A 26,209-nucleotide genomic window follows, 5' to 3' on the forward strand; every position below is an offset into this window, starting at 1 on the left:
GGTCAGGCCGTGCGCCTGACCAGGTAGGCCGAGCCCCGGTCGCCGCCCCAGTCGGCGGCCGGGGCCTCGCCCAGGTACTCCTGGCCGCGCATGTCGCACCAGGCCGGGATGTCCAGCCGGGCCGCCTCGTCGTCCGCGAGCACCGCGACCGTCCCGCCCTGCGGGACCTCGCCGATCCGCTTGGCCAGTTCGATGACCGGCAGCGGGCAGCGCTTGCCCAGCGCGTCCACCACCAGGGTGTCGGGCAGGGCGTCGTGCTGCGGGCGGGCCGGCGGGAGGTCCAGCCCGAGCGGCTCCCGGACCCGCGCCACGATCCCCGGCAGCACCTCCAGGAAGCGGTCGACGTCCGCCCCGGCCGTGCCGAAGGGCAGCGAGACCCGGACGTTGCCCTCGGTGAGCACCCCCATCGCCGCCAGCACGTGGCTCGGCGTCAGTGTGGAGGAGGTGCAGGAGGAGCCCGAGGAGACCGCGAAGCCCGCCCGGTCCAGCTCGGTCAGCAGCACCTCGCCGTCCACGTACAGGCAGGAGAAGGTGACGAGGTGGGCGAGGCGCCGCACCGGGTCGCCGACCACCTCCACCTCGGGCACCAGCTGCGGCACCCGCGCCCGGATCCGCTCCACCAGCGCGTGCAGCCGGGCGTTCTCCCGGTCGGCCTCGGCCCGGACGGCGCGCAGCGAGGCGGCGGCAGCCACGATCGCCGGGACGTTGACGTAGCCGGGCACCCGGCCGCCCTCCCGCTCGTCGGCCGGCAGCGGGGAGGAGTAGCGGACGCCCTTGCGGACCACCAGCACCCCGACCCCGGCCGGCCCGCCCCACTTGTGGGCGCTGGCGGTCAGCAGCGACCACCCGGCGGGGACGTCCGCCCGCCCGGCGCTCTGCGCGGCGTCCACCAGCAGCGGGACGTCCCCGCGCAGCGCGGCCACCTCGGCCACCGGCTGGACCGTCCCCACCTCGTGGTTGGCGGACTGCAGCACGGCGAGCGCGGTGTCCGGCCGCAGGGCGGCGGCGAACTCCTCGGGGGAGACCCGTCCGTGGCGGTCCACCGGGACGACGCCGACCTCGCCGCCGGCCGCCGCGTGCCGCTCGGCGGTGTGCAGCACGCTGGAGTGCTCGACGGCCGAGTGCACCAGGCGGCTGCCCCGCCGCCGGTGCCCGGCCAGCGCGCCGAGGACGCCCAGTTGGACGGCCTGGGTGCCGCTCGCGGTGAAGGAGACCTCGTCGGCCCGGGCGCCCAGCACCTCGGCCACCGTCTCCCGCGCGGCGTCCAGCAGCATCCGGGCCTGCCGGCCCGAGCGGTACAGCCGGGCGGGGTCGGCCCAGCCCTCGTCCAGGGCGGCGGTCAGCGCCTGCCGCGCGACGGGGTGGAGCGGTGCGGTGGAGGCCACATCGAAGTACACGCTCACATTTAACGCCACACCCGGACGCCGTTCGCCCGGATGCGGCTCTCACCGACCGTCAGTCGATCACCCCGAATGCCCGACTTGTCCGCGCCCGACGGACCGTCACCCGCGTTGCCCGAGGTCATCCCCCGATCGGGCGTACGGACCCCGAATGCCTACGATGACCAGGGGCGCAGCCCTTCCCGGGCCTGATCGGGCGACCGGGCGGCGCGTTACCGGGACCTGCCCGTCAGCAGCGCATAAGGCTGGAGTAGGGTTTGGCCCGCATAAGCATTCAAACCGTGCCCGTGGACGGGTCGCGGGGGAGGGAAGCCCTCCCCGGGGCGACGCGAAGGCGGGCGAGACTTCGGGAAGGCGCTACGTGAGTCCCAACGGCTCCGACCGCTCGCCGCGGCGCACGATGCGGCGGAAGCTGCCTCAGGCGCTGGCACTGGGCCTCGTCATCGCGACCGCCACCGGCTGCTCGGCCAACGACCTCCCCAGGCTTGGCCTCCCGAGCCCCGTCACCGAAGAAGGCCCGCTGGTCCTTCGCATGTGGCAGGGCTCCTGGATCGCGGCGCTGGTGGTCGGCGTACTGATGTGGGGTCTGATCATCTGGAGCGTGATCTTCCACCGGCGCAGCCGCACCGGCGTGGAGATCCCCCCGCAGACCCGGTACAACGTGCCCATCGAGGCGCTCTACACCGCGGTCCCCATCGTCATCGTGTCGGTGCTCTTCTACTTCGTCGCCCGCGACGAGGCGAAGTTGATCTCCACCTCCGAGAAACCGCAGCACATGGTCAATGTGGTCGGCTTCCAGTGGAGCTGGGCGTTCAACTACGAGAACACCGAGATCCCCGACCCGGCCAACAAGGAGGCCGCGTACGAGGTGGGCACCCCCAAGGAGGTGCCGACCCTGTACCTGCCGGTGAACGAGTCGGTCCAGTTCCGCCTCACCTCGCGGGACGTCATCCACGACTTCTGGCCCGTCAACTTCATGATGAAGATGGACGTCGTACCGGGCGTGGTCAACAAGTTCGAGGTCACCCCGACCGTCAAGGGCACCTACATGGGCAAGTGCGCCGAGCTCTGCGGCGTCGACCACTCGCGCATGCTGTTCAACGTCAAGGTCGTGGACCGGGCCGAGTACGACGCCCACCTGGCGGGCCTGCGTGCCAAGGGTCAGACCGGTGCGGTGCCGTCCGGCATGATCACCACGGGAAGTGAAGAGAAGTGACCATCCTCAACGAGCCCGCCGCGGCCGGCGGGGGCGCCGGGGCCGTCACGGTCGGCGGGGCGCAGCGCACCCGGAAGCCGGGTGCCACCATCATCAAGTGGCTCACCACCACGGACCACAAGACGATCGGCACGCTGTACCTGGCGACGTCGTTCGCGTTCTTCCTGATCGGCGGCGTCCTCGCCCTGGTCATGCGCGCCGAGCTGGCTCGTCCCGGGACCCAGATCCTGTCGAACGAGCAGTTCAACCAGGCGTTCACGATGCACGGCACGATCATGCTGCTGATGTTCGCGACGCCGCTGTTCGCCGGCTTCGCGAACTGGATCATGCCGCTGCAGATCGGCGCGCCGGACGTGGCCTTCCCGCGTCTGAACATGTTCGCCTACTGGCTGTACCTCTTCGGTTCGACCATCGCCGTCGCCGGCTTCGTCACCCCGCAGGGTGCCGCCGACTTCGGCTGGTTCGCCTACTCGCCGCTCTCCGACGCCGTCCGCTCGCCGGGCATCGGCGCCGACATGTGGATCATGGGCCTGGCCTTCTCGGGCTTCGGCACGATCCTCGGTGCGGTCAACTTCATCACCACGATCATCTGCATGCGTGCTCCGGGCATGACGATGTTCCGGATGTCGATCTTCGTCTGGAACGTCCTGCTGACCGCGGTCCTGATCCTGCTGGCCTTCCCGGTCCTGGCCGCCGCGCTGTTCGCCCTGGAGGCGGACCGCAAGTTCGGCTCGCACGTCTTCGACCCGGCCAACGGCGGGGCACTGCTCTGGCAGCACCTCTTCTGGTTCTTCGGCCACCCCGAGGTGTACATCATCGCGCTGCCGTTCTTCGGCATCGTGTCGGAGATCGTCCCGGTCTTCTCCCGCAAGCCGATGTTCGGCTACTCCGGCCTGATCGCGGCCACCATCGCGATCGCCGGTCTGTCGGTGACGGTCTGGGCGCACCACATGTACGTCACGGGACAAGTCCTGCTGCCGTTCTTCTCCTTCATGACCTTCCTGATCGCGGTCCCGACCGGTGTGAAGTTCTTCAACTGGGTCGGCACCATGTGGAAGGGCTCGCTGAGCTTCGAGACCCCGATGCTCTGGACGATCGGCTTCCTGGTCACCTTCCTCTTCGGTGGTCTGACGGGTGTCCTGCTGGCCTCCCCGCCGATCGACTTCCACGTCTCGGACTCGTACTTCGTCGTCGCGCACTTCCACTACGTGGTCTTCGGCACCGTCGTCTTCGCGATGTTCGCCGGCTTCCACTTCTGGTGGCCGAAGATGACCGGCAAGATGCTGGACGAGCGCCTCGGCAAGATCTGCTTCTGGACGCTGTTCATCGGGTTCCACGCGACCTTCCTGGTGCAGCACTGGCTCGGCGCCGAGGGCATGCCCCGCCGCTACGCCGACTACCTGGCCGACGACGGCTTCACCACCCTGAACACCGTCTCGACCATCGGCTCGTTCCTGCTCGGCCTGTCGATCCTGCCGTTCCTCTACAACGTCTGGAAGACCGCCAAGTACGGCGAGAAGATCGAGGTCGACGACCCGTGGGGCTACGGCCGCTCGCTGGAGTGGGCGACCTCCTGCCCGCCGCCGCGCCACAACTTCCTCACGCTGCCGCGCATCCGCTCCGAATCCCCGGCCTTCGACCTCCACCACCCGGAGATCGCCGCGCTGGACTACCTGGAGAACCACGGTGAGCCGGCCAAGCACTTCGCGGGCGTGACCCCGGCGAAGTACGACAACCCGCAGCTGGGCAGCGGCAAGAAGGGAGGCGACGCCTGATGAAGGAGCAGGGCAAGATCTTCTTGGGCTTCGCGGTCTTCATCCTCGTGATGGCGATCGTCTACGGCCTGTGGACCAACCACTCCGACCTCGGCATCGAGGCGGCCGGCACCACCGCGCTGTTCCTGGCCTTCGGCCTGTGCGCGTTCATCGGGTACTACCTCGCCTTCACCGCCCGCCGGGTGGACAGCGGCGCGGGTGACAACCCCGAGGCCGAGGTCGCGGACGACTCCGGCGAGCTGGGCTTCTTCGCCCCGCACAGCTGGCAGCCGCTCTCGCTGGCCATCGGTGGCGCGCTCGCCTTCCTGGGCGTGGTCTTCGGCTGGTGGCTCCTCTACTGGTCCATCCCGATCATCCTGATCGGTGTCTGGGGCTGGGTCTTCGAGTTCTACCGCGGAGAGAACCAGAACCAGTAGGACCCGCGCTTGTCGCACAGGGCCGGGCATCCCGCACGGGGTGCCCGGCCCTGTTGCGTCCCCGGGGTGGGCCGATCACTCCGGCGGCGCAACGGGGGGTCGCCCGGATGTCGCTCCGCCGACGTGGTTCCTACGATCTGATCAATCGTGCGAACCTTCGGAGGCCGTCATGAGCGACAGGCGCGGAATCGCAGGTATCGGCAGCATCTCGCTGACTCTCGCCGTCCTGGCACCCGTGGCCGCCTGCACGTCAGGCGGGGGCCCCGACGACGCGGCGGTCACCGTCCACACCGTCGACGCGGCCCCGCTGGTCCGGCTGGCGGTCGACGGCAAGGCGGACCCGGCCCGGCCGATCACCGTCACCGCCGAACACGGTGCCAGGCTCACCGACGTCACCGTGCTCGGCCCGGACGGCCGGGTGGTGGCGGGCAGCCTCGCCGACGACCGGCGCAGCTGGCAGAGCACCGGCTGGCTGCGGCCGGCCACCGACTACACCGTCAGGATCGCCGCGGACGACGGCAAGGGCGGCCGGGGCGAGACCACCACCGGCTTCTCCACCCTCGCCCCCGAGCGGCTGCTGACCGCACAGCTGGGCCCGGACTCCTCCGGCACCGGCATCTACGGGGTCGGCCAGCCGCTCACCGTGAAGCTCTCCGAGGCGGTCAAGGACCCGGCCGCCCGGCAGGAGGTCGAGCGCTCCCTGAACGTCACCTCGCACCCCGCCGTCACCGGCGCCTGGTACTGGGTCGACGACAAGAACCTGCACTTCCGGCCGCAGGAGTACTGGCCGGCCGGGACGAGCGTGGCACTGGCCTTCGACGGGGTCGGCAGCCGGATCTCGGACGGCCTCTACGGCGGCGAGCGCTCCAGCCTGGCGCTGCGGATCGGCGACCGGGTGGAGACCGTGGTCGACGCGGCCACCCACCAGCTCACCCTGAAGCGCAACGGGCAGGTCGTCCGGACCATACCCGTGACCACCGGAAAGCCGGGGTTCGACACCCGCAACGGCATCAAGGTGGTGCTGGGCCAGGAGCGCCAGGTGCGGATGAGCGGCGAGACGATCGGGATAGCCTCCGGCAGCGCCGAGTCCTACGACCTGAACGTCGAATGGGCCACCCGGGTGACGTGGAGCGGCGAGTACGTGCACGCGGCGCCCTGGTCGATCGGCTCGCAGGGCGTGGCGAACGTCAGCCACGGCTGCACCGGCATGAGCACCGAGAACGCCAAGTGGTTCTACCAGAACACCCGGATCGGCGACCTGGTCCAGGTGGTCAACAGCAGCGGCTCGGGCATGGAGCCCTTCGGCAACGGCTTCGGCGACTGGAACGTCGACTGGAACGAGTGGCTGCGGCACAGCGCCCTCGGACAGCCCGTCAGCACCACCGCGCCCTCCGCCGACGCCCGCGCCAACGGGGTCGCCCGGCCGCTGATCTAGGCCCTGTCCGGCCTAGCGGGCCTCCCCCTCGCCGTACGCGGTGCGCAGGGCGGTCTCCACGGCCGCCAGGGCGTCATCCCGGGAGACCCCGAGCCGGACGGCGCGCTCCGCGTACTCGGCGGCCGCGGTGGCGGCCAGCCGGTGCGCGGTGTCGCCGACGGCGGCGACCAGGGTGCCGCGCCGGCCGTGGGTCTCCACCACCCCGTCCGCCTCCAGCTCCCGGTAGGCCCGGGCGACCGTCCCGGCGGCCACCCCCAGCTCCTCCGCCAGGGCCCGTACGGTGGGCAGCCGCAGGCCGGTCGGCAGCTCCCCGCTGCGGGCCCGCTCGGCGATCAGGGCACGGATCTGCTCGTACGGGGGAGTGGCGGACGAGGGGTCGACGGACAGCTGCACGGGGGCTCCTGACGGGGCGGCGGGCGGCACGGACGGGCAGGGACAGGATACGGACGGGCCGACGACGCCGAGGGCCCCCGACCGGTCGGAACCGGGCGGGGGCCCTCGGGGTGTCGCCTAGCGGCGGACGGGATCAGTGGTGGCCGTGGCCACTGGTGATCTCGTGGTGCTCCTCGGCGGTCGGCTTGGGGATCTGGCTGCCCTCGCCGAAGAAGCCGCGGGAGAGCTTGGCGCGCGTACGGGTGAGCACGCCGGCCTTGCGGGCCACGCCGTTCTCGTCCGTCGCGGCCGGCAGCTCGAACACCGGCGGCTGCTCGTGCGCGGTGAGCTTGTAGAGGTCGGCCTGCGGCAGCTGGGCGTGGACCTCGACGAACTCGCCGTGCGGCAGGCGCTTGATGACGCCGGTCTCGCGGCCGTGCAGCACCTTCTCCTTGTCACGGCGCTGGAGGCCGAGGCACCAGCGCTTGGTGATCACGAAGACCAGGACCGGGACCACGAAGACGCCGACCCGCACGAAGTACGTGATGTCGTTGATCGACAGGTGCAGGTGGGTCGCGAACAGGTCGTTGCCACCACCGATCAGCAGCACCAGGTACAGGCTGATCCAGGCCGCGCCGAGCCCGGTGCGGACCGGGGCGTTGCGCGGACGGTCCAGGATGTGGTGCTCGCGCTTGTCGCCGGTGACCCAGCCCTCGATGAAGGGGTAGACCGCGATGGCGACCAGGACCAGCGGGAAGATCATCAGCGGGATGAACACACCCAGGTTCAGGGTGTGGCCCCACAGGCCGATCTCCCAGCCAGGCATGACGCGGATCAGGCCCTCGGAGAAGCCCATGTACCAGTCCGGCTGGGCGTCCGTGGACACCTGGTCGGGGCGGTACGGGCCGTACGCCCAGATCGGGTTGATCGTGGCGATCGCCGAGATGGCGGAGATGACACCGAAGACCAGGAAGAAGAAGCCGCCGGCCTTGGCCATGTAGACCGGCATCAGCGGCATGCCGACGACGTTCTGCTCGGTCTTGCCCGGGCCCGCCCACTGGGTGTGCTTGTGGTAGAAGACCAGGATCAGGTGGGCCACCAGCAGGCCCAGCATGATGCCCGGGATCAGCAGCACGTGGATGGTGAAGAACCGCGGCACGATCTCGGTGCCGGGGAACTCGCCGCCGAACAGGAACATCTGGATGTAGGTGCCGACCAGCGGCACCGCCAGGATCGCGCCCTCCATGAACCGGATACCGGTACCGGAGAGCAGGTCGTCGGGCAGCGAGTAGCCGAAGAAGCCGTCGAACATGCCCAGGACCAGCAGCAGGAAGCCGAAGACCCAGTTGATCTCACGCGGCTTGCGGAACGCGCCGGTGAAGAACACGCGCATCATGTGCACGAGCATGGCCGCCACGAAGACCAGCGCGGCCCAGTGGTGGATCTGGCGGATCAGCAGACCGCCGCGGACCTCGAAGCTGATGTCCAGGGTCGAGGCGTAGGCCTCGGACATCATGATGCCCTTGAGCGGGACGTACGAGCCCTCGTAGACCACCTCGCCCATGGAGGGCTTGAAGAAGAGCGTCAGGTAGACGCCCGTCAGGATGATGATGACGAAGGTGTAGAGGCAGATCTCGCCCAGCATGAAGGACCAGTGGTCCGGGAAGATCTTCCGCAGGTTGGCCTTCGCCAGGGAGTAGATCCCCAGCCGGCCGTCCGTCCAGTCGGCGGCCGACTCCCACTTGCTGGCGGGCTTGGCGCGCGTGCTGGCCGGCTTCGCGGCACCGGAGGTGGTGCTGCTCGCGTTACTCATCGAGCACGCTCCCAGAAGCTCGGGCCGACGGCTTCGTCGAAGTCGCCGGTGGCGATCAGGAAGCCTTCGTGGTCAGTGGTGATCTTCAGCTGCGGCAGGGGGTGGCCGGCCGGGCCGAAGATCACGCGCGCGCCGTCCGCCAGGTCGAAGGTCGACTGGTGGCAGGGGCAGAGCGCGTGGTGGGTCTGCTGCTCGTAGAGGCTGATCGGGCAGCCGACGTGGGTGCAGATCTTGGAGTACGCGAGGATGCCGTCGAAGCCCTTCTCGGCGGACTCCTTGTCCTTGATGTCGTCCGGTGCGATGCGCACCAGCATCAGGGCGTCCTTGGCGATCTGCTTCTGGAAGTCGTGGTCGTGCTCCTCCAGGCCCTCCGGCATCGCGAACACGAGCGACCCGACGATGATGTCCTCGGGCTTCATCGGCTCGTGCGTGTTCATGTTGATCAGCTGGAGCGGCTTCTCGGGGGTCGCCTCCCGCCAGCCGGTGTGCTGCAGCTTGTCCTCGGGCAGCGGGCCCAGGTCGCGCAGCAGCACCACGCCGGACAGCGGCACCAGCGCCATCGAGCCGATGAGGGTGTTGCGGATCATCTTGCGGCGGCCGAAGCCGGACTCGGCGGCGCCGGTCCTGAACTGCTCGATGACGTCCGCGCGGACCTCGTCGCTGGCCTCGATCGGGTGACGCTCGGCCGGCAGCTCGTGGTCGGACATCAGGGTGCGGGCCCAGTGGACCGCACCCGCGCCGATGCAGAACAACGCGACACCGAGGGTCATGCCCAGCGCGAAGTTCAGCGCGCTGATGTTGCCCAGCGGCCACACCGTCACGATCTTGTCCGGGTCGATGGCCACGTACGAGGCGATGAAGCCCACGGTGGCGAGCATCGAGACCACGAACATCAGCGACACCTGGCGCTCGGCCCGCTTGGCGGCCCGCTCGTCGATGTCGGTGCGGCGGAACTCGTGGGCCGGCAGGCCCGGGTCGGCGAACGGGTCGCCGTGGGCAGCCACCTCGTGGTGCCCGGCGGAGCCGTGCGGCTCCGGGAGCTTCTCTTCTGACATGTCCTGGCTCACGACTTCTTGGCCTTGGTGGTGTGGGCGGCGACCCAGATCGCGACCGCGATGAGCGTGCCGAGACCGAAGATCCAGCCGAACAGACCCTCGGTCACCGGACCGAGGCTGCCCAGCGTGAGACCACCGGGGTTGGGCTCATCGTTGGTGGTGTGGCGGACGAAGGCCACGATCTGCTTCTTCTGCTCCTCGGGCATGACGCCGTCCGGGAACGACGGCATGTTCTGCGGGCCGGTCTGCATGGCCTCGTAGATGTGCTTGGCCTCGACGCCCTCCAGGGACGGCGCGTACTTGCCCTTGGTCAGGGCACCGCCCTGGCCGGCGAAGTTGTGGCACTGCGCGCAGTTGGTGCGGAACAGCTCGCCGCCCTTGGAGATGTCCTCCGGGTCGGTCGAGGTGTACGCCTCGTGGTCGGGGACCGCGGGGCCGGGGCCCAGGGAGGCCACGTAGGCGGCCATCTGGTCGATCTGCGACTGCGGGTAGATGTTCGGCTTGCTCGGCACCTGGGCGCCGGGCTGCTGGGCCGGCATGCGGCCGGTGGCGACCTGGAAGTCGACCGCGGCGGCGCCGACGCCGACCAGGCTCGGACCGTCGCTGGAGCCCTGGCCGTTGAGGCCGTGGCAGGAGGAGCAGCCCACGGCGAAGAGCTTCTTGCCCTCCTCGATCGCGAGCGACTGCGCGGCGACGTCGGCCTGCGCCTTGTCGGCGGGCGCGAACGCGGCGTACAGCCCCCCGGTGGCCGCCAGGGCGAGAATTAGGACGACCAGCGCCGCCAATGGGTGGCGCCGTCGTGCGGAGAGCTTTTTCACGGAATAACCCCGGTGTCAGGATCTGGTCGACTGGTGGGTGCACCCGGCGGCCGGTCTGGCCGGCACGAGGCTGCCTGTCTAGGGCTGCGCGCGCGGTCGGTCGGTGGGAGCGTCGGCACCGGCGAAAGGGCCGTCGTCGTGGACGGCGGACCCCGGGCCGGTGGCCAGCGACCTGATCAGCTGGTTACTTGATCAGGTAGATGGTCGCGAACAGGCCGATCCACACGACATCGACGAAGTGCCAGTAGTACGACACCACGATGGCGGCGGTGGCCTGCTCGTGAGTGAAGCGCTTGGCTGCGTACGTCCGTCCCAGGACCAGCAGGAAGGCGATCAGACCACCCGTCACGTGAAGACCGTGGAAGCCGGTGGTGAGGTAGAACACCGTGCCGTACGGGTCGGAGGACAGCGTCAGGCCGTCCTTCTTGACCAGCTCGGTGTACTCGAAGACCTGCCCGCCGATGAAGATCGCGCCCATCACGAAGGTGATGACGAACCACGAGCGGAGCTTCTTCACGTCCCCGCGCTCGGCGGCGAACACGCCGAGCTGGCAGGTCAGCGAGGAGAGCACCAGGATCGTGGTGTTGACCGAGGAGAAGGGCACGTTGAGGGCGTGCGCCTTCTCGCTCCAGTACTCGGCTCCCTTGACGGAGCGGAGCGTGAAGTACATCGCGAAGAGGGCCGCGAAGAACATCAACTCGGAACTGAGCCAGACGATCGTTCCGACGCTGACCATGTTCGGCCGGTTGACCGATCCGTGCGCGTGCCCGGTTTCTACTGCTGTTGCTGTCGCCACGACGGACATTATGTCGGTCCCTTATTCCGTCTTCACGCCGGGGGGTCTCCCTCGGAGTGTCCGGTGCGTGCGGTATGCCCCCCTGGGCTCCGGAGGGGCCGCCGAGGGGGGCCCGGGGTGGGGCCGACCAGGGCGGTGTCCCTTTTCTGACGGTTCCTCGGAGGGCCCTTCGACCCTGTTGCCCTGCGTGTCGCTGCCGGCCCCGGCGGGTGCGGGGGACTAAGGGGAGGGCCCCGCTGTCGGCCGTACGAGTGGACTGCGTGCACCGGGGTGACGGGCCGTCCTCCGGGCGGGTGAGCCGGGCCGCGTCCGCGGGCGCGGCGGCTTGAGACGGATCGCGCCGGAGGGCCCCCGCGGCGGGTGATCGGGAGTAGCATCCGGGTTGAGGCGAACGTGGTCCGGATCACACTGCGAGGGAGCAGGGCCCATGGCGTACACACCCGACGAGACGCTCACCGTCCTCGTCTACAGCGACAACCGCAACACGCGCGAGCAGGTGCTGACCGCCCTCGGCCGGCGGCCGGCCGCGGACCTGCCGGAGCTGGAGTACCTGGAGTGCGCGACCACCCCCGCCGTGCTGCGGGCACTGGAGAAGGGGGGAGTGGACCTCTGCGTGCTGGACGGCGAGGCGGTGCCCGCCGGCGGGCTCGGGCTGGGGCGCCAGCTCAAGGACGAGATCTACGGCTGCCCCCCGGTGCTGGTGCTGATCGGCCGGCCGCAGGACTCCTGGCTCGCCGCCTGGAGCCGGGCCGACGCCGCGATCTCCCACCCGGTGGACCCGGTGGCGCTCGCCGAGTCCGTGTCCGCCCTGCTGCGCGGCCGGGTGGCCAAGCGGACGCCCGCGAACCACTGACGGCCGCCGCCCGGCCCCCGGAACGCGCCGTCTCAGCCTGAGAGAAAGGGGCACCGGGCGCGGCCCGCCGCTGGATAGGCTGACTCCACTCCCTGGGGATCCCTTCGGAGCCACCGACAAGAGCTGGAGTCAGCCATGGTGAACGTGAACCCTGCGAACGGCGGCAGCGACCCCGCGCAGGTGGTCCGCACCTGGCCGGACGTCCTGTCGGCACTGCTGAGGGGCGACGACCTCGACCGGGCCGACACCGCCTGGGCGATGGACCGGATCATGAGCGGCGAGGCCAGCCCGGTGCAGGTGGCCGGCTTCATGGTGGCGCTGCGGGCCAAGGGCGAGACGGTCGACGAGATCTCCGGCCTGGTCGACGCGATGTACGCGCACGCCGAGCCGCTGCACATCCCCGGGCCCGCCGTCGACATCGTCGGCACCGGCGGCGACCGGGCGAAGACCGTCAACATCTCCACCATGTCGGCGATCGTCGCGGCGGCGGCCGGCGCCAAGGTCGTCAAGCACGGCAACCGGGCGGCGTCCTCCGCGAGCGGCTCCTCGGACGTCCTGGAGAAGCTGGGCATCGCCCTCGACCTGGACGCCCGCCGGGTCGCCGAGGTCGCCGAGGAGGTCGGGCTGACCTTCTGCTTCGCCGCGAAGTTCCACCCGGCGATGCGGCACGCCGCCCCGGCCCGGCGCGACCTCGGGGTGCCGACCGCCTTCAACATCCTCGGCCCGCTCACCAATCCGGCCCGGGTCACCGCGCACGCGATCGGCTGCTTCGACACCCGGCTCGCCGGGCTGATCGCCGGCGTGCTGGCCCGGCGCGGCTCCACCGCCCTGGTCTTCCGCGGCGACGACGGGCTGGACGAGCTGACCATCTCCACCACCTCGCGGGTGTGGGTCGTGCGCGGCGGCGAGGTCACCGAGACCGCCTTCGACCCGCGGGACATCGGCATCGAACTGGTCGGCATCGAGGCCCTGCGCGGCGCCGACGCGGCGTACAACGCGGAGGTCGCCCGGCGGCTGCTGGCCGGCGAGCAGGGGCCGGTGCGGGACGCCGTCCTGCTCAACACGGCCGCCGCGCTGGTCGCGCTGGACCTCACCGACGCCCCGCTCGCCGAGCAGCTGGCGGCCGGTGCCCAGCGGGCCGCCGCGGCGATCGACTCGGGCGCCGCGCAGGACCTCCTGAAGCGCTGGGCGGACGCCACCGCCCGGGCCTGACCGGGAGCCGAAGGGCCCGCGGGGGAGCCCCCGCGGGCCCTTCGGCGTGCCCCGCGCCGTCCGGATGGCGGACCGGTGTTTGACCACCCGGCAGCTCCGGCCTAGAGTCTTCGCCAGGTCATGAGTGACAGCGCCAAGCCCCAGCTGGCTGTCCGGCAACCCTCCGTCCGTGGCGGGGTGCCCTGGGTGAGGACCGGGTCGTACGGCGATGGGTCCGTGCGGCAAGCGCGGGCACCGGACGACACGCACTCCCGGGGTCCTCACCTCGAAGGAGTGCATCGCCATGTCCGTCGCCACCGAAATCTGCGCCCCGCTCGCCGTCCTCGGCCGTGACGTCCAGGTCCCGCTCGCCGACGGCGGCAAGGTCGGCTACGCGGCCCTCGACTACGCCGCCAGCGCCCCCGCCCTGCAGCGGGTCTGGGACGACGTCGCCGCCTACGCCCCGTACTACGGCAGCGTCCACCGCGGCGCCGGCTACCTGTCGCAGCTCTCCACCGACCTGTTCGAGCAGAGCCGCCGCACCGTCGCCGAGTTCCTGGACCTGCGCGAGGGCGACCAGGTGGTCTTCACCCGCGCCACCACCGACTCGCTGAACCTGCTGGCCGGCGCCGTCCCGGCGGGCACCCGGGTGTTCGCCTTCGAGACCGAGCACCACGCCTCGCTGCTGCCGTGGGCCCACGCCGGACTGGACGTCAGCTACCTGCGCGCCCCGCGCTCCCGTGCCGAGGCGGTCGCCGCCCTGGACGCCGCGCTCGCCGCCGCCCCCGAGGGCCCCAAGCTGCTCTGCGTCACCGGCGCCTCCAACGTCACCGGCGAGATCTGGCCGGTAGCCGAGCTCACCGCCACCGCCCACCGGCACGGCGCCCGGGTCGTGCTGGACGCCGCCCAGCTGGCCCCGCACCACCGGGTCTCGGTGCGCGAGCTGGACGTCGACTGGATCGCCTTCTCCGGCCACAAGCTGTACGCGCCGTTCGGCGCCGGGGTCCTGGCCGGCCGCAGCGACTGGCTGGACGCCGCCGAGCCCTACCTGGCCGGCGGCGGTGCCACCCGGACCGTCGCCCGGGAGGGCGACGGCTCGGTCGCCGTCCAGTGGAACGCCGGCCCGGCCCGCCACGAGGCCGGCTCCCCGAACGTCATCGGCGCCTACGCCATCGCCTCCGCCTGCCGGGCGCTCACCGAGGCCGGCTTCGACGCGCTGGAGGCCCGCGAGCAGGAGCTGATCGCCCGGCTGACGGCCGGCCTGGCCGAGGTGCCCGAGGTCAAGGTGCTCAACCTCTTCGGCGCGGACTCCGCCCGGGTCGGGGTGCTCTCCTTCGTCGTCCAGGGCTGGAACAGCTCGCACTTCTCGGCCGCGCTCTCCGCCGAGTACGGCATCGGGGTGCGCGACGGGCTCTTCTGCGCCCACCCGCTGCTGCGCACGCTGCTCGGCGACGAGGACGTGGCGCCCTCCGAGTGCGGTGCGCCCGAGCCGTCGCTGCCGGGCGAGCGCAGCCTCAACGCCATCCGGGTCAGCTTCGGCGCGGGCACCCCGGACGAGCACGTCGACCGCTTCCTGGCGGCCGTCCGCGAGCTGGTCGCGGACGGCGCCGCGTGGAACTACCGCAACGAGGGCGGCCGCTGCGTCGCCGACACCCGCCGGTAGTGGCGGGGCGCGCCCGGCCTACTCCAGGCCGAGCGCGAACGCGGCCTCCAGGTCGTGCTGGGAGTAGGTGCGGAAGGCGATCTGGGTCTCGGTGTGGGCGACCCCCGGGACCTTGTTCAGCCGGCCCGGGATGACGTCGGCCAGGTCGTCGTGCCGGCGCACCCGCACCATCGCCACCAGGTCGTACCCGCCGGTCACCGAGTAGACCTCGCTGACGCCCTCGATGGCCGCGATGGCCTCGGCGATCTCCGGGATGCGGTCGACACTGGTCTTGATCAGGACGATGGCGGTGATCACTGTTCGGGCTCCTTTGTGAGGTGGCGCCAGCTTAGGGCCTGGGCACTCGCGAGCAGGAGGCCGGCCGAGAACCCGATGACGTGCACCAGGTACGCCACCCCGGGCCCGGCCGAGTGCACCGACCACCACTGCAGGCCGAACCAGAGCCCCAGCACCAGCCAGGCCGGGAAGCGCAGCGGCAGGAAGAACAGCACCGGCACGAGCGTGGTGACCCGGGCCTTCGGATGGAGCCGCAGGTAGGCGCCGAGCACCGCCGAGATCGCCCCCGAGGCGCCGATCAGCACCCGGGTCGCGTCGGGGGAGTGCGCCTCGGCGAGCGCGTAGCCGTACGTGGCCAGGCAGCCGGTGCCCAGGTAGAAGAGGAGGAACCGGGCCCGGCCGAGCCCGGCCTCCACCGCGGCGCCGAAGACCTGCAGGAAGAGCAGGTTGCCCAGCAGGTGCAGCCAGCCGGCGTGCAGGAAGAGCGAGCTGAGCACCGAGAGCGCCGGGACCTTGCCCGGGGTCGGCGCGGCCGGGCAGCCCGGCACCGGGTCCGGGGCGTCCGCCAGCTGAGCGGCGGTGAGCGGCCGGCCGGAGAGCAGTTCGGCGGGGACGGCGCCCCAACGCTGCTCGTACCGCTGCTCCGCGCAGAGGCGGTCCCGGCCCGTGCCGTACGCCGGGTCGAGGCCGGCCGCCGGGGCGAGCAGGAAGACCAGGGTGTTGAGCGCGATCAGCGCGCGGGTGACGACCGGGGTCGGACCGGTCGGGCGGTCGCCCCGGGCACCGGTGCGGTCGCGGACCGGGAGCGCCATGGGCCCCAGCATTCCCCCGTCCGGCGGCCCCGGCACCCGTTGTACGGCAGGTGGCCCAGCGCGTCCGCGGTATTGCCCCAGGCAATAGGCTTGGGGCGGGCATTCCCGCCTCCCGCCGCCGACGCCGGGGCTCCGGGGGGAGCGCCTGCGCCCACCCAGGGACCAGCCGAGAGGACCCCGATGACCGTCCCCGCCCTGACCGCAGAGACCCGTTGGCGCTGCACGCTGTGCGGCAACCTGACCCGCTTCGACGTGACCCGCACCGCGCGGGTGACCGAGTTCCTCCACTTCGACCTGGCCGGCGAGTCCAAGGTCGAGGAGACCGAGGTGCTCAGCGAGACCGTCGAGTCGGTGCGCTGCCGCTGGTGCAACGCGGTCGACCAGGTCGAGCTGGTGGCCCGCCCGGACGCGGAGGCCGCGCAGGCCGAGGCCGCCGAGGGCGAGCAGGGCTGACGCCCGCCCCGTGCGGTGCCCGGTGCGCGGCGCGCCCGCGCACCGCACGGGACAATACGTACGGATGGTACGGAGCGTGACGTCGGGGCGGCGGCCCAGGGCCGGGCGCACCCCGCAGGACAGGATCGGAGCCGAGGACGTGGTGGACGCAGCGATGGAGCCCGGCGGGCCGCAGGGGCAGCCGCCCGCTGTGGACGCGCAGGCGCCGCACGCGGTCGAGGCCGTCCCGTCCGGTGAGGGCTCCGGCGGCCCGGCGGAGCCGGACGCGGCGGCCGAGCCCCCGACAGGCGACCCGGAGGCGGACCGCGCCGCCGAGCACCTGGACCGGCCGCTGCCGGAGGGCGTGCGCCGCCGGGTGGTGGGCCTGGCCGCCGACGCGCTGGGCGGCCTGCCGGCCGCCGACCTGCCGCAGTCGCTGCGCCCGTACGCCAAGTTCACCCCGGCCCGGCGGGCCAAGTACGCGGCGACGGCGCTGGCCGCCGCCCTGGAGTCCGAGCCGTCCTTCCGGGTGCGGATAGCGGACCGGCTGCGGCTGGGCCAGCCCGACCTGGTGCGGGCGCTGGAGAGCGGCACGGTGCCCGGCGCCGCCGATCCGATGGACGTCGCGGCCGCCGCCTACCTGGTGCGTTCGGCGGGCTGGAGCCGGCTGGTCGCGGAGGCCGGCGAGGAGGCCGAGCGGGCCGGCGCGGAGGGCGCCGCGGCGGAGGCCGCACGGCTGGTGGAGAAGCTGCAGGCGGAGCTCTCCGAGCTGCGGGCGGCGGCCCGGACGGACCTGGAGCGCCAGCGGGCCGAGGCCGAGGGCGTGCGCAAGGAGGCGGACTCGCTGCGCAAGAAGGTCCGCTCGCTGGAGAGCGACACCCGCCGGGCGCAGGCCGAGACGCGCCGGCTGGCCGCCGAGCTGGAGGCGCTGCGGGCGCAGTCGGCCGCCGAGCGCAGCGCCGCCGAGAGCGAGTCCCGCCGGCTGAAGCACCGGGTATCGGAGCTGGAGGGCGCGGCCGAGCAGGGCCGGCGCTCGGCCCGCGAGGGGCGCAGCGTGGAGGACATGCGGCTGCGGCTGCTGCTGGACACCGTGCTGCAGTCGGCGCAGGGGCTGCAGCGGGAGCTGGCGCTGCCGGTCGCGCAGATCCGGCCGGCGGACCTGGTGGAGGCGGTGGTGCCCGGTTCGGCCTCGCCGCACGACGTGGCCCGGCGTGCCCTGGCGGAGGACGATCCGGCGCTGCTGGACCAGTTGCTGGCGCTCCCGCAGGTCCATCTGGTGGTGGACGGCTACAACGTGACGAAGACCGGCTACCCGACCCTGCCCCTGGAGCAGCAGCGGCTGCGGCTGCTGGGCGGTCTGGCGATGCTGGCGCAGCGCACGCAGGCGGAGGTCACCTGTGTGTTCGACGGCCAGGACCTCGACGTGCCGGTGATCATGGCGCCGCCGCGCGGGGTGCGGGTGCGCTTCTCCCGGACCGGCGAGACGGCGGACGAGCTGATCAGGCGGCTGGTGCGGGCCGAGCCGCAGGGCCGTCCGGTGGTGGTGGTCTCGGCGGACCGGGAGGTTGCGGAGGGCGTGCGGAAGGCGGGCGCGCGCCCCGTGGCGTCGGTCCTGCTGCTGAACCGGCTGGCCCGGCCCTAGTACGGTGCCTCGGGGCACTACCCTTTGGTGACGCGCGGTCAGCCGTCGGCTTGCCGTGCTGTGTGGATCCCGTGAAGCCGGGACGGGGGCCGGAAGTTCGTACTCCGCAGGGAGTGGCGCAATCCTGTGATCTTCACTAGGGTCTGGCGTCAAACCTATTTTCCGGATTCTCACTCGTACGGGTGAGTCCAAAGGAAGAAGGAGCCCCTCCTTGGCCTCCCACCGCCGTCCCAAGCAGCCGAGCCGCGCGCGGGTCTCCGTGCTCACTGCCGCCGCTGCGACCGCGGTCGCCCTCTCCGCGCAGGTCAGCGCGCACGCCGCCCCGCCGAAGCCGTCCAAGGAGGACGTCAAGACGCAGGTCGACCAGCTTCACGAAGAGGCGGAGCAGGCCACCGAGAAGTTCAACGCCGCCCAGGAGCGGGCCGAGCAGCTGCGCAAGCAGGCCACCCAGCTGCAGGACCAGGTCGCCCGCGGCCAGGAGCAGATGACGCAGCTGCAGGCCGGCCTGGCCGAGGTGGCGGGCGAGCAGTACCGCTCCGGCGGCATCGACCCGTCCGTCCAGCTGATGCTGGCCTCCGACCCGTCCGGCTACCTGGACAAGGCCTCCAGCGTCCAGCAGGCCTCCACCAGCCAGGCCGAGGCGCTCAAGGGCCTGCTCGACCAGCAGCGCCGGCTGGACCAGCAGAAGACCGAGGCCGCGGCCGTCCTGGCCTCGCTGGACAGCACCACCAAGGACCTCAACCAGTCCAAGGCGGATGTCAACCGCAAGCTCAAGGAGGCGCAGGACCTCCTCAACTCGCTCAGCGCCGCCGACCGCGCCGCGCTGCAGCAGGCCAAGCAGGCCGCCGACCGCGCCTCGCGCGACGCCGCCCGCGCCGACCTGAGCGCCCCGCTGCCGGAGGCCGCCGGCTACGCGGGCGTCGCCGTCGGCAAGGCGATGAGCAAGCAGGGCTCGCCGTACCAGTGGGGGGCCACCGGATCGAGCACGTTCGACTGCTCGGGCCTGATGGTCTGGGCGTACAAGCAGGCGAACGTCTCGCTGCCGCGCACCTCGCAGGCGCAGGGCAACGTCGGCACCCGGGTGCCCTCGCTCGCCGAGGCCCAGCCGGGCGACCTCATCATCTACCGCTCCGACCGCAGCCACGTGGCGATGTACATCGGCAACGGCCTGGCCGTCCACGCGCCGCGCACCGGTGACGTCGTCAAGGTCATGAAGGCCGACGGCCGGTCGGACGGCATGAGCGTCAACACCATCCGCCGCGTCGTCTGACGGACCGGCAGTACCCCCGGGACACGCCCGGACCGGCCCGCCCGGTCCTGTGATCCGCGCCACCCCTCCGGGAGGGGTGGCGCGGTTGTTTGCGGTGTCCGGTCGGGAAACGGTCAGCCCTGTGCGGTCGGCCGATCACACGTGGTCATATTCACAAATGAACTCAGCTGACATTCCATCTTTTTTCTGACAACGATTTGAACGGATCACGGATTCATTACTAGGGTCGTGCCTTGAACCACCGCACAGTCGATCACCCAGCCCGGGTGGCGGCGGTGGTTACCGCCGAGTTCGCGAGGCAGCTGGGACAGTCCGACTGTCCGACAGGGGACCCCTCCGGGGGGGCTGCACAGCGGAGCCGGGGAACCATGTTCCTCCGGGGTGAATCGGCGCCAGGTCGGCCCGTGGAAGGGCCGGTGAGGCGTCGTAGGGCATGCTTCCGGCCCGAACCCGTCAGCTCACCCGGTAGGCGGACGTAGGAAGAAGGAGTCCGCCTTCGTGGCGTCCCATCGTCGTCCCAAGCCTGCCGGCCGCGCCCGCGTCTCGATCCTGACCGCCGCCGCCGCCGCGGCCGTCGCCCTCTCCTCGCAGTCCGGCGCGCACGCCGACCCGATGCCGAGCAAGGACCAGGTCAAGGAGCAGGTCGACCAGCTCCACGAGCAGGCCGAGGTCGCCACCGAGAAGTACAACGGATCCGTCGCCAAGCAGCAGGAGCTGCAGAAGCAGGTCGGCGAGATCCAGGACAAGGTGGCCCGTCAGCAGGCCCAGGTGACCGACCTGCAGGGCGGCCTGGCCGAGATCGCCGCCGAGCAGTACCGCAACGGCGGCATATCGCCGACCGTCGAGCTGATGCTCTCGACCAACCCGGACAGCTTCCTGACCCAGGCCGGCACCCTCAACCAGGCCGGCAGCACCCAGTCCGGCGCGCTGAAGGAGCTCAAGGAGCAGCAGCGCAAGCTCGACCAGGACCGCTCCGAGGCGCAGACCAAGCTCAACGAGCTGGAGTCCACCACCCAGCAGCTGAAGGCCTCCAAGGAGGAGGTCCAGGCCAAGCTGGCGAAGGCCCAGGAACTGCTCAACACGCTGACCGAGCAGGAGCGCGAGCAGCTGCGCCTGGCCGAGGAGAAGGCCGCGCTGGAGGCGAAGCAGAAGGCCGAGCAGGCCAAGCTGGACGCCGCCAAGGCCGCGGCCGGTGCCGCCGACCGCGCCTCGCGCGACGCCGCCCGCCCGGCGGCCGGCTCCACCGCCGCCACCTCGCCGGTGGCCAAGCCGCCGGCCCCGGCCGCGAACAGCTCGCGCGCCGCGGCGGCCATCGCCGCCGCCGAGAGCAAGCTGGGCGCCCCGTACGTCTACGGCGCCACCGGTCCGTCCTCGTTCGACTGCTCCGGCCTCACCGGGTGGGCGTACGCCCAGGCGGGTGTGTCGCTGCCGCGCACCTCGCAGCAGCAGGCCGGCGCCGGCACCAACGTGGGCACCAACCTCGCCAACGCCCAGCCCGGCGACCTGATCATCTACCGCGCCGACCGCAGCCACGTCGCGCTGTACGTGGGCGGCGGCCAGGTCATCCACGCGCCGAAGCCCGGCGCCAACGTGCGCTACGAGACCGCCAGCATGCTGCCGATCTCGGCCATCGTGCGGGTCTGATCCCGCGTCGCTCCTCCCGCAGGCCCGGCCTCCCCTCCCGGAGGCCGGGCCTGCGGCTTTGCCGTCGACCGGCCGCATGTCCGATTCAGGGTCAAATATTCGATCCCGCGGGGGTTTGGACTCACTCGTCCCGAATCGCTAACGTCTGCCACCGGACTCCGCTTCCCCGACCGCCCGATCCCGGTGCGGCGGCGGGTCCGGGCCGCAGGATCGGAGCCGCCGCCGCATGTCCGTGCACCGCCGACACCCGCTGCCAGGAGCGCATGCGCTCGCCCGTGCGCTGGTCCTGACCGCGGCGGCGACGACCGCGCTGGGGGTGGCGACGGGCGGCACCGCCCAGGCCGTCCCCGGGGTCCCGGACGGGCCGACCGCCCGCAAGGACGTCAAGGCCCAGGTCGAGCAGCTCTACGACGAGGCCGAGCAGGCCTCGGAGCGGTACAACGCCGCCCAGGAGAACCAGCAGCGGCTCCAGGCCGAGGCCGGCGCCCTCCAGGACCAGCTCGCCCTCGCCCAGGAACGGCTGAACGAACTGCGCGGCGACCTCGCCACCCTGGCCGGCGCCGAGTACCGCGCCGGCGGGCCGGCCAGGACCGTCCAGCTGATGCTCGCCACCGATCCCGAGGGCTACCTCGCCCGCGCCCGCAGCCTCGACGTCTCCGCCGAGCAGCAGAACGGGACCCTGCGGGAGATGGTGGGCCGTCAGCGCAGGCTCGACCAGCGCCGCGCAGAGGCCGGCGCCAAGCTCGCCGAACTCGACGACGTCCGCCGCTCCCTCGCCGAGACCAAGGACCAGATCCAGCAGCGCCTGACCAAGGCGCAGCGGCTGCTCAACAGCCTCGGCGCCGCCGAACGGGCCCGGCTCACCGCCCAGGACGCCAGGGAGGCCGAGCAGCGCGCCACCCGGGGCGCCGACCGGGTCGACCTGGGCGATGCCGCGCCCGCCTCCGAACGCGGCGCCGCCGCGCTGGCCGCCGCGACCCGGATGATCGGCTCGCCGTACGTCTTCGGCTCCACCGGCCCCCGTGCCTTCGACTGCTCGGGTCTGATGTACTGGAGCTGGCGGCAGGCCGGAGTCACCCTGCCGCGCACCTCGCAGGCCCAGGCACACGCCGGCCGGAGGGTCAGTCTGTCCGAGGCGCAACCGGGAGACCTGGTGATCTACTACCGGGACATGCACCACGTGGGCATGTACGCGGGCGGCGGTGTGATCGTGCACGCCCCCTACCCGGGCGCCAAGGTCCGCTACGAGAGCGTCAACACGATGCCCGTCACGGGGGTGGTCCGGCTCTGAGCCCCACCGGGCAGCACACCGCCGGCCACGCCGGGGCGGTCCGCAGCGGACTGTCCCGGCGCGGCGCGCTGCTGCTCGCGGCCGGGGCCCTCGCCCAGCTGTCGGTGCCCCGCACGCCGCCCGCACCGGCGGGCGCTGCCGCGGCACCCCCGGCCCTGCCCGGCGCGCCCTCCCACCACGAACTCGCCGCCCTGCTCGCCGACCGGGCGCAGGCCCTGCGCACCGCCCTGGCCGCCGCGCCGCCGGCCGAGCTCGGCTACCGCACCCCGGTGCCCGGCCCGTCCGCCGGGCCGGGCCGCCTCTCGGTGACCGCCGAACTGGCCGCCCGGGTCGCCGGGTACGACGCCTACCCGGTGGTGCACCGGCGCCGGCTGGAGCTGGTCCACGACGGCCCCGGCGGCGGCTGGCGGGTGGCGCACGAGGAGGGCGCCGGCGGCGGGGCGCCGCTCTGGGACTTCGGCCCGCTGCGCGCCGCACAGGGCCGGCACTGCCTGGTCCTCGGCCTGGCCGACGGCCCCGACCCGGCCGGGCCCGCCGCCGTCGCCGACCGCGCCGTCCCGGCCGTCAACGCACTCTGGGGCACCGCCTGGGCCGGCCGGCTGCTGCTGGAACTCCCCGCCACCGGCGACCAGTTCGCCCGACTGCTGGACGTCCGCCCGGCCGACTGGGCGGACATGGCGGCCGTCACCACCGCGGCCCCTGGCGCCCCGCACACCGCCCCCGCCGACCGGATCGTGGTCAACCCCGAGGCGTACGAGCGGCTCAGCGCCTTCGGGCGGCAGGTGGTGCTCACCCATGAGGCGGTGCACGTCGCCACCCGGGCCGACACCCGGCCGTGGACGCCGCTCTGGCTCTCCGAGGGCGTCGCCGACTGGACCGGCTACCGGGACTCCGGCCGCACCGCCCGGCAGATCGCCCCCGAGCTGGCCCGGGACGTCGCCGAGGGACGGGTGCCCACCGAACTGCCCGCCGACGCGGCCTTCACGGCCGGGTCCGGCGGCATCGCCCAGGCGTACGAGCAGTCCTGGCTCGCCTGCGACCTGATCGCCCGCCGCCACGGGCCCGAGCGGCTGGTCGCGCTCTACCGGGCGGTCGGCGCGGCCGGGCCCGGCATCGGCCGCGAGCAGCTGCTCGACCGGGTGCTGCGCGCCGAGCTGGGCCTGGGACTGGGAGAGTTCACCGCGCACTGGGTCGGCACGATGCTCGCCCAGCTGCGGGCCTAGACACGCCCTGGGGCGCGCCCCAGGGCATGGCCTAGCGGTCGGCCGGGGCGGGGCGCTCGATGCCGTCCAGCAGGTCCTGCTCGTACGCGATGCCGGGGCGCACCGGGTAGGCGGCGCCCACCGGTTCGGCGCCGGCCAGCACGACGGTCGCCGGCAGCACCGCCGGGCCCCGGGTGGAGCGCCAGAGCCGGATGCAGGAGAGCACGGTGGCGGCGATCAGCAGCACGTTGCGCGCCGCCAGGGTGGTGACGCCCCACGGCTGGCTCTGGACGACCTGGCCGAACAGGACCGGGAACTCCATCAGGGTCAGCGGTGCGGCGATCAGGAGCAGCAGCGCCACCGGGCGCTGGCTGGTGCCGCGCACGGTCAGGCAGACCGCCGCCGCGCCGATCAGCCAGACCAGGTACTGCGGGCTGATCACCCGGCTGGTCACGGTGAACACCAGCAGCGCGGCCAGCGCCGCGTCGTACATCGTCGCGGCGTTGCGGCGGCGGGCCGTCCAGCGCCAGAACAGCAGCCAGGCGAAGCCGAGCACGGTGGCGGCCATCATCACCTTGCTGATGACCTCGACCCACGGCCCGAGCATCTCGGCCGAGCCGTAGTTCATCGTCACCCGGCCGTCCCACTCCCCGGCCAGCCGGGCGAAGTGGATCGGCAGGGCGCCGACCGACTCGATCTCGATCCCGCGCTCCTTCTGGAACTTCAGGAACTCGAAGGCACCGTTCATCCCGGCCGCCAGCAGGAACGCGACCGCCCCGGCGGCGGCCGCGGCGGCCGTCCAGGAACGGCGGGTGCGGCGGCCGGAGGGGGTCCCGATCAGGGCGAGCAGCGGCCAGATCTTGATGATCCCGCCCAGGCCCAGCAGCACCCCGCCGACGGCCGGGCGGCGCACCAGCGCGAGCAGGCCGGCCACCGCGATCGCGGTCACGAGGATGTCGTAGCGGTTGTAGATCATCGGGCCGAGCAGCGGCACCGCCGCCACCCAGAGCCAGGCGCCGAGCAGCGACCGGCCCCGGCGCACGCCGGCCCGGACCAGCAGGCCCATCGCCAGGACGTCCGAGACCCCGCAGATCACCCAGAAGGAGACCAGGTACGACCACGGCAGCAGCCCCGGGAGCAGGATCACCGGGGCGGCGCCCGGCGGGTACTGCCAGGTCACGTCGTCCAGCGGGAAGGTGCCGGTCTGCAGCACCTGGTACCAGCCGTGGTAGATCACCGCGACGTCGGCGGTGATGTCGCCGCCGGGCATCGACAGGACGTTGGTCAGCAGCAGGATCAGCACCGCCCGGGTGCCCAGCCAGCCCGCGCCGAGCGCGAGAACCGCGCCGACCCGGGTCGCGGGGCGCCCGGCGCCCGCTGCCGGACCGGGGCCGCCGACGCTGGAAGTACCGGACTCGATGGCCGGGGCCAACTCCACTGCGCTCCCTCGTTCGTCTCGGACGTCCCCACCGGAGGCGTCGCGCGACGCTCCCCCGGCCGTCGGCCGGCCGGGGCTGTACCCCCCTCGGACCGCCGTGCCGGCTCCCACCGGTACCGGTGCCCAGGTGTCAGGACTGACCCGGGGGTCAAACGGTTGCCGAAGGCGGATCCGTTCCCGGCGGGTCATGGTGTTGACCTATCGTACGGATCACCCAGCCCTGAACCGAGCACCCCCCGACCGAGCGAGCCGTGGCCCGATGCACAAGACCTTGATCGTCACCAACGACTTCCCGCCCAGGCCCGGCGGTATCCAGGCCTTCGTCCACAACATGGCGGTGCGTCAGCCCGCCGGGAGCATCGTGGTGTACGCCTCCGGCTGGCGCGACGGCAGCGAGGTCGCCCGCTTCGACGCCGAGCAGCCGTTCCCGGTGATCCGCGACCGGACGAAGGTGATGGTTCCCACACCCCGGGTCACCCGGCGGGCCGCCGAGATCCTCCGGGCGGAGGGGTGCGACTCCGTCTGGTTCGGCGCCGCCGCCCCGCTCGGACTGATGGCCCCCGCGCTGCGCCGGGCCGGGGCCGGCCGACTGCTCGGCATGACCCACGGGCACGAGGCCGCCTGGGCCCAGCTGCCGGTCGCCCGGCAGCTGCTGCGCCGGATCGGCGCGGGCACCGACACCCTCACCTACCTCGGCGAGTACACCCGCTCCCGGATCGCCGACGCCGTCGGGCCCGAGGCCGCCGCCCGGATGGTCCAGCTGCCGCCCGGCGTCGACGAGACGACCTTCCACCCCGACTCGGGCGGCGCCGAGCTGCGCCGCCGACTCGGCCTCGCGGACCGGCCGGTGGTCGTCTGCGTCTCCCGCCTGGTGCCCCGCAAGGGCCAGGACACCCTGATCGAGGCGATGCCGCAGATCCTCGCCGACGTGCCGGACGCCGTCCTGCTGATCGTCGGCGGCGGCCCCTACCGCGCCGACCTGGAGAAGCTGGCCGACGCCCGCGGCGTACGGGCCTCGGTGCGCTTCACCGGCTCGGTGCCGTGGGAGGAGCTGCCCGCGCACTACGGCGCCGGCGACGTCTTCGCCATGCCCTGCCGCACCCGCCGGGGCGGGCTGGACGTCGAGGGCCTGGGCATCGTCTACCTGGAGGCCTCCGCCACCGGGCTGCCGGTCGTCGCGGGGGACTCCGGCGGCGCCCCGGACGCGGTGCTGGAGGGGGAGACCGGCTACGTGGTGCCGGGCGGCTCGGCGCAGGCGGCGGCCGAGCGGATCGTCCGACTGCTGAACGACGAGGAGCTGCGCCGGCGGATGGGCGAGGCCGGGCGGCGCTGGGTGGACCGCTCCTGGCGCTGGGACCTGCTGGCCGGGCGGCTCACCTCGCTGCTCGCGGGCTGACCC

Annotated in this window: 23 protein-coding genes and 2 riboswitches; of the genes, 14 read left to right on the top strand and 9 right to left on the bottom strand. The window is 72.6% G+C overall.

Going from position 1 to position 26,209, the window contains the following annotated elements; all coding sequences use genetic code 11:
* Positions 1-2: 2 nt before the first annotated feature.
* On the bottom strand, positions 3-1,397 hold the full coding sequence (locus ACWGB8_RS09290; RefSeq protein ID WP_452211799.1) for an aminotransferase class V-fold PLP-dependent enzyme: 1,395 nt from the start codon (positions 1,395-1,397) through the stop codon (positions 3-5).
* Positions 1,398-1,761: 364 nt separating this feature from the next.
* On the opposite strand from ACWGB8_RS09290, the gene ctaC reads away from it, so the two are divergent.
* From ctaC to ACWGB8_RS09310, 4 genes are all read left to right on the top strand, one after another.
* Entirely contained in the window at positions 1,762-2,616 is an 855-nt protein-coding gene (gene ctaC / locus ACWGB8_RS09295; RefSeq protein WP_452211801.1) for an aa3-type cytochrome oxidase subunit II, read from the top strand.
* Entirely contained in the window at positions 2,613-4,391 is a 1,779-nt protein-coding gene (gene ctaD / locus ACWGB8_RS09300) for an aa3-type cytochrome oxidase subunit I (protein WP_452211803.1), read from the top strand. Before ctaC ends, ctaD begins: the two co-directional genes overlap by 4 nt.
* The gene (locus ACWGB8_RS09305; protein WP_452211805.1) at positions 4,391-4,807 is read left to right on the top strand and encodes a cytochrome c oxidase subunit 4; all 417 of its coding nucleotides are present in this window, start codon (positions 4,391-4,393) and stop codon (positions 4,805-4,807) included. Before ctaD ends, ACWGB8_RS09305 begins: the two co-directional genes overlap by 1 nt.
* Before the next feature lie 169 nt (positions 4,808-4,976).
* Positions 4,977-6,242 carry an Ig-like domain-containing protein gene (locus ACWGB8_RS09310; protein WP_452211807.1) on the top strand — a complete coding sequence of 422 codons (1,266 nt, stop codon included), beginning with the start codon at positions 4,977-4,979 and terminating at the stop codon, positions 6,240-6,242.
* A 12-nt stretch (positions 6,243-6,254) separates the two neighbouring features.
* Here ACWGB8_RS09310 and ACWGB8_RS09315 read toward each other — a convergent pair whose 3' ends face one another.
* From ACWGB8_RS09315 to ctaE, 5 genes are all read right to left on the bottom strand, one after another.
* Positions 6,255-6,635, bottom strand: coding sequence for a GntR family transcriptional regulator (locus ACWGB8_RS09315; RefSeq protein ID WP_452211809.1), 381 nt, complete (start codon positions 6,633-6,635; stop codon positions 6,255-6,257).
* 133 nt (positions 6,636-6,768) lie between these two features.
* Positions 6,769-8,427, bottom strand: coding sequence for a cytochrome bc1 complex cytochrome b subunit (gene qcrB, locus ACWGB8_RS09320; RefSeq protein WP_452211810.1), 1,659 nt, complete (start codon positions 8,425-8,427; stop codon positions 6,769-6,771).
* Positions 8,424-9,482: a cytochrome bc1 complex Rieske iron-sulfur subunit gene (gene qcrA / locus ACWGB8_RS09325; protein ID WP_452211812.1), complete on the bottom strand. Its 1,059-nt coding sequence runs from the start codon at positions 9,480-9,482 to the stop codon at positions 8,424-8,426. The genes qcrB and qcrA overlap by 4 nt, the downstream gene beginning before the upstream one ends.
* 8 nt (positions 9,483-9,490) lie before the next feature.
* Positions 9,491-10,300, bottom strand: a complete 810-nt coding sequence (gene qcrC / locus ACWGB8_RS09330; RefSeq protein ID WP_452211814.1) for a cytochrome bc1 complex diheme cytochrome c subunit — start codon at positions 10,298-10,300, stop codon at positions 9,491-9,493.
* A gap of 184 nt (positions 10,301-10,484) precedes the next feature.
* Positions 10,485-11,105: an aa3-type cytochrome oxidase subunit III gene (gene ctaE, locus ACWGB8_RS09335; RefSeq protein ID WP_452211816.1), complete on the bottom strand. Its 621-nt coding sequence runs from the start codon at positions 11,103-11,105 to the stop codon at positions 10,485-10,487.
* 418 nt (positions 11,106-11,523) lie between these two features.
* Here ctaE and ACWGB8_RS09340 point away from each other — a divergent pair, with 418 nt between their 5' ends.
* From ACWGB8_RS09340 to ACWGB8_RS09350, 3 genes are all read left to right on the top strand, one after another.
* Complete coding sequence (locus ACWGB8_RS09340) at positions 11,524-11,949, top strand: hypothetical protein (RefSeq protein WP_452211818.1); 426 nt, start codon at positions 11,524-11,526, stop codon at positions 11,947-11,949.
* 135 nt (positions 11,950-12,084) lie between these two features.
* A complete protein-coding gene (gene trpD, locus ACWGB8_RS09345; protein ID WP_452211819.1) occupies positions 12,085-13,161 on the top strand; it encodes an anthranilate phosphoribosyltransferase in 1,077 nt (358 codons plus the stop codon).
* Between the two features lie 116 nt (positions 13,162-13,277).
* A riboswitch (SAM riboswitch) is annotated at positions 13,278-13,395 on the top strand.
* A gap of 49 nt (positions 13,396-13,444) precedes the next feature.
* Positions 13,445-14,803 carry an aminotransferase class V-fold PLP-dependent enzyme gene (locus ACWGB8_RS09350; protein ID WP_452211821.1) on the top strand — a complete coding sequence of 453 codons (1,359 nt, stop codon included), beginning with the start codon at positions 13,445-13,447 and terminating at the stop codon, positions 14,801-14,803.
* Positions 14,804-14,821: 18 nt separating this feature from the next.
* On the opposite strand, the gene ACWGB8_RS09355 is transcribed toward ACWGB8_RS09350, so the two are convergent.
* Both ACWGB8_RS09355 and ACWGB8_RS09360 read right to left on the bottom strand, forming a co-directional pair.
* Complete coding sequence (locus tag ACWGB8_RS09355; RefSeq protein ID WP_452211822.1) at positions 14,822-15,100, bottom strand: Lrp/AsnC ligand binding domain-containing protein; 279 nt, start codon at positions 15,098-15,100, stop codon at positions 14,822-14,824.
* The gene (locus ACWGB8_RS09360) at positions 15,097-15,891 is read right to left on the bottom strand and encodes a rhomboid family intramembrane serine protease (protein WP_452211824.1); all 795 of its coding nucleotides are present in this window, start codon (positions 15,889-15,891) and stop codon (positions 15,097-15,099) included. Before ACWGB8_RS09360 ends, ACWGB8_RS09355 begins: the two co-directional genes overlap by 4 nt.
* Positions 15,892-16,071: 180 nt before the next feature.
* Between ACWGB8_RS09360 and ACWGB8_RS09365 the strand changes: the two genes are divergently transcribed.
* The 6 genes from ACWGB8_RS09365 to ACWGB8_RS09390 all read left to right on the top strand — a co-directional run bounded on the left by ACWGB8_RS09365 (position 16,072) and on the right by ACWGB8_RS09390 (position 23,393).
* Positions 16,072-16,344 carry a hypothetical protein gene (locus ACWGB8_RS09365; protein WP_452211825.1) on the top strand — a complete coding sequence of 91 codons (273 nt, stop codon included), beginning with the start codon at positions 16,072-16,074 and terminating at the stop codon, positions 16,342-16,344.
* 154 nt (positions 16,345-16,498) lie between these two features.
* Positions 16,499-17,965: an NYN domain-containing protein gene (locus tag ACWGB8_RS09370; protein ID WP_452211891.1), complete on the top strand. Its 1,467-nt coding sequence runs from the start codon at positions 16,499-16,501 to the stop codon at positions 17,963-17,965.
* Positions 17,966-18,176: 211 nt separating this feature from the next.
* Positions 18,177-19,235 carry an NlpC/P60 family protein gene (locus ACWGB8_RS09375; RefSeq protein ID WP_452211826.1) on the top strand — a complete coding sequence of 353 codons (1,059 nt, stop codon included), beginning with the start codon at positions 18,177-18,179 and terminating at the stop codon, positions 19,233-19,235.
* Between the two features lie 333 nt (positions 19,236-19,568).
* A riboswitch (cyclic di-AMP (ydaO/yuaA leader) is annotated at positions 19,569-19,723 on the top strand.
* A 10-nt stretch (positions 19,724-19,733) separates the two neighbouring features.
* Entirely contained in the window at positions 19,734-20,879 is a 1,146-nt protein-coding gene (locus tag ACWGB8_RS09380) for an NlpC/P60 family protein (RefSeq protein ID WP_452211828.1), read from the top strand.
* 226 nt (positions 20,880-21,105) lie between these two features.
* The gene (locus ACWGB8_RS09385; protein WP_452211830.1) at positions 21,106-22,170 is read left to right on the top strand and encodes an NlpC/P60 family protein; all 1,065 of its coding nucleotides are present in this window, start codon (positions 21,106-21,108) and stop codon (positions 22,168-22,170) included.
* Between the two features lie 104 nt (positions 22,171-22,274).
* Entirely contained in the window at positions 22,275-23,393 is a 1,119-nt protein-coding gene (locus ACWGB8_RS09390; protein WP_452211831.1) for a hypothetical protein, read from the top strand.
* 31 nt (positions 23,394-23,424) lie between these two features.
* Here the strand turns inward: ACWGB8_RS09390 and ACWGB8_RS09395 are convergent, their stop codons facing one another.
* On the bottom strand, positions 23,425-24,810 hold the full coding sequence (locus ACWGB8_RS09395) for a glycosyltransferase 87 family protein (RefSeq protein ID WP_452211833.1): 1,386 nt from the start codon (positions 24,808-24,810) through the stop codon (positions 23,425-23,427).
* Positions 24,811-25,069: 259 nt separating this feature from the next.
* On the opposite strand from ACWGB8_RS09395, the gene ACWGB8_RS09400 reads away from it, so the two are divergent.
* On the top strand, positions 25,070-26,206 hold the full coding sequence (locus ACWGB8_RS09400) for a glycosyltransferase family 4 protein (protein WP_452211834.1): 1,137 nt from the start codon (positions 25,070-25,072) through the stop codon (positions 26,204-26,206).
* Positions 26,207-26,209: the final 3 nt, after the last annotated feature.

The sequence above is a fragment of the Kitasatospora sp. NPDC054939 genome, assembly GCF_053610105.1.